1 protein-coding gene is annotated in these 2,845 nt (G+C 39.2%); it reads right to left on the reverse strand.

Translation table 11 applies throughout. The annotated features are described in order from the left end of the window. On the reverse strand, positions 1 to 2,845 hold a 2,845-nt coding region (locus tag HWQ37_RS33935), incomplete at both ends, for a plasmid replication protein, CyRepA1 family (protein ID WP_292755709.1).

Consider the following 2,845-nt stretch of genomic DNA (forward strand, 5'->3'; position numbering starts at 1 on the left):
TGAGCCAACATTAACTCATCTCGTTGATGCCAAACAGCAAATATTTTCTCTCTGCCATCATATAGCGTTTCTAAATCAATTTGATAAACCTCATTCACTCGTTTCAGCTTCAAACCCAACAAATTTAATAGTCGCCCAAGTATTTTTATTGCCGAAACCTGCTCTTTTTCCCCAACCAAATTAATACCAAGCGCTCTTTTAATATGCTTACTATGCTGAAAAGCAATATTTTTCAACAATATCAAATCTGGATCATTTTCAGTAAATTCTCGTTTTTCTTCAAGAAACTGAAGCATTCCTAAAGCTCTCATCGCCTCAACTTTTAGCGTGTAAGTTTTTAAATCTGGAAGAAAAACTTTTCCTTCACCCCAAGACAATTGTTGATGCCATTCTTGCTCGTCTCTAACATGAAAATACTCGCTTTCATGAGTTAAATAATAGTGAAGTAACAGTTGACGATAATATCCTTGTTCATCCTGCAATTTCAGCCAAGGAGTAACTTCTACACCATACCTTTGTCTGAGAATATATTTGTTAATTTGGTTGCGTTCTCCATCCGTTAGGGAATGTTTCACTAACAACTGCTCATATTCTACATAATCGATATTTTTGGCATTGGCTACAGCATCTGCTACCGATAGTTGATTGTGCTGCTTAATCTCTTTGATTTTGCGTTTAATTTCTTTAGCTTTTTGACGACTTTGTGTCCAATCTTTTTGAACCTTTACAATTTCTAAAATTAACCTTTTACGGGTAGCTAAATCATTGGCATCAGTCGCTAAAAAGGCTAGGCGCAAATCTCGAATAATATTATTGTGAACTGCATTACTCCGCATCTGAATTTGATGCCCATCAGCAATCAAACCATCTTGCATCGATTGGCGGTAGAGACGAATAGAAGCATTTACCCTTGCAGATAACTTTGCCCAAGTTCGCAAATGAATCGGGTCATAAACTAAGGGTAAATCTACATCTATTTTATGTAGTGGACTCAGCAAAGCTAAGTTTTCTTTTTGATTTTCTTGATACCAATCAGATAACAAGCGATAATTTGTACTACCACTACCAATTAAACCAATACCTCGTTTAGCACACCAGACAACACGCGGTACATCGTCCCTAACTCTTGCTAACGCTTGTCTTGCTTCCGAGTCAGGAATTACCCCTTGAAAAATGCCATAAACTCGGTCGAAATGTTGGACATCAATACTAATTCCTGTACCAAGGCTAGGAGTCACAAAAACACCATCATATTCAGATATTTTTTGATTAATCGCGGCGATAAAATCAACTGCTGCATGACCAGGTGTGTTTGTAGTGTGACTACTAACTACCAAAGTTTTAGGAAATTGTCGCCGTAATTTTTGTAGTCGCTCTTTTAAATAACGTTCAATTGTTTCACAACTATAACGCCCAGCCCGACTATCGGTAGTAACATAACATTTACGTCCAGCAAGTAAATCCAATTCTAGTTGGTGAATTAGGGGTGTCGGATTTGGTGAATCATAAAAAGTCACATCCCAACCATGCTGAGGTTTCCACTGATTAATAACTACCCAAGGAGTTAATTTAATTCCTGCCAATCCCTGTAAATATTCAAGTGAAACATCTGATAAATCGGCATCTTGAGCAATTACTAAACCCCCAGTTGTTAAAACTGTCGCAATTAGTTGCTGGAATAACTTTAATATTTTTACTCGCTTGTGCTTACAAGTATTACTGTTTAACAGATGCCATAAAGATTGTTCCACTTCATCTAAAATTACTATTGCCCCGCGCCAATTTTCCGGGTTAAGTTTCCAAATCGAGTCAACACACAAGCCGAGGGATTGCTGAGGAAAGATAGAGCGCAGAATGGGAGGTGAGGGGGTAAGTGTTTTATCAATCCTTTTCTCACCCTCTTCTTTATGTGTTCCCCATTGAATACCAATTTTTTCACACAAAAATCGTCCGAGCAAAATTCTATGAGTAATTAATAAAACAGGTTTATTTCTACTTTTTGCGTGCTGAACTACGTTTTGCAATGCTGTAGTTTTACCCGTTCCTTTCGCTGATTTTATTCCTACTAATCCAGAGGTGGGTAAAGGTATTTCACCTATATAAGGACGGTTGAAGGTGAGTGCAGCCGGAATGCTTAACTCGGTGTGGGGTTTGCTTTGAGCAAGATAAATTTCTAAATCAACACTTTGGCGATAAATTTTATCGAAACTATTTGCACCTTTAGCAACAATAAACTCATCAACCCCTTTTTCTATCCCTGGAAGTTCGATGACTTTAACAGGACAATTTTTTTGCTGTAATAAACAACCAAGTTGAGAAATAGCATTATTTACAGCAGCAATTGTCTTGGGTTGAGTTTCAAAATCAAAGCAAATGTAAAAGCTGCGTTTTGTAATCGCAAACGCGGCTAAATCGGGAATTAGCTGACGACGGGTAACTTTGCCAAATTCATCTTTCACAACCCGATAACCACTGGTAATTCCGGGAATGGCAATAGCGACATATCCTTGCGTCAACAACGTGGCTGCTTTCTTGACACCCTCACAAATGATCAGGGGGATGTTCTGTTGCATCACCCATTGCCAAAAGCCTCCAGCCTCGCCATCAGCAGTAATGGTGATATTTTCAGGCATGACCAGATTGTAACGCCCAGCGACTTGCTGCCACACTTGCAAGGTTACGCGCAAACAAAACACTCGCGTTGGCGTGCTGGGAGGATGCTCGTATTTGATAGACTTACCATTGTGATTTTGTCGGGGTTGGTTTGGCTTAAAGCATCCCCATTCCATCATTTGCCAATTATTCAAAGGGTCTAGTCCCGAACACCACCAACCACCTTCAGTGA

Origin of the sequence: Nostoc sp. NMS4, assembly GCF_017115095.1 — a bacterium.
Taxonomy (GTDB): Bacteria; Cyanobacteriota; Cyanobacteriia; order Cyanobacteriales; family Nostocaceae; genus Nostoc.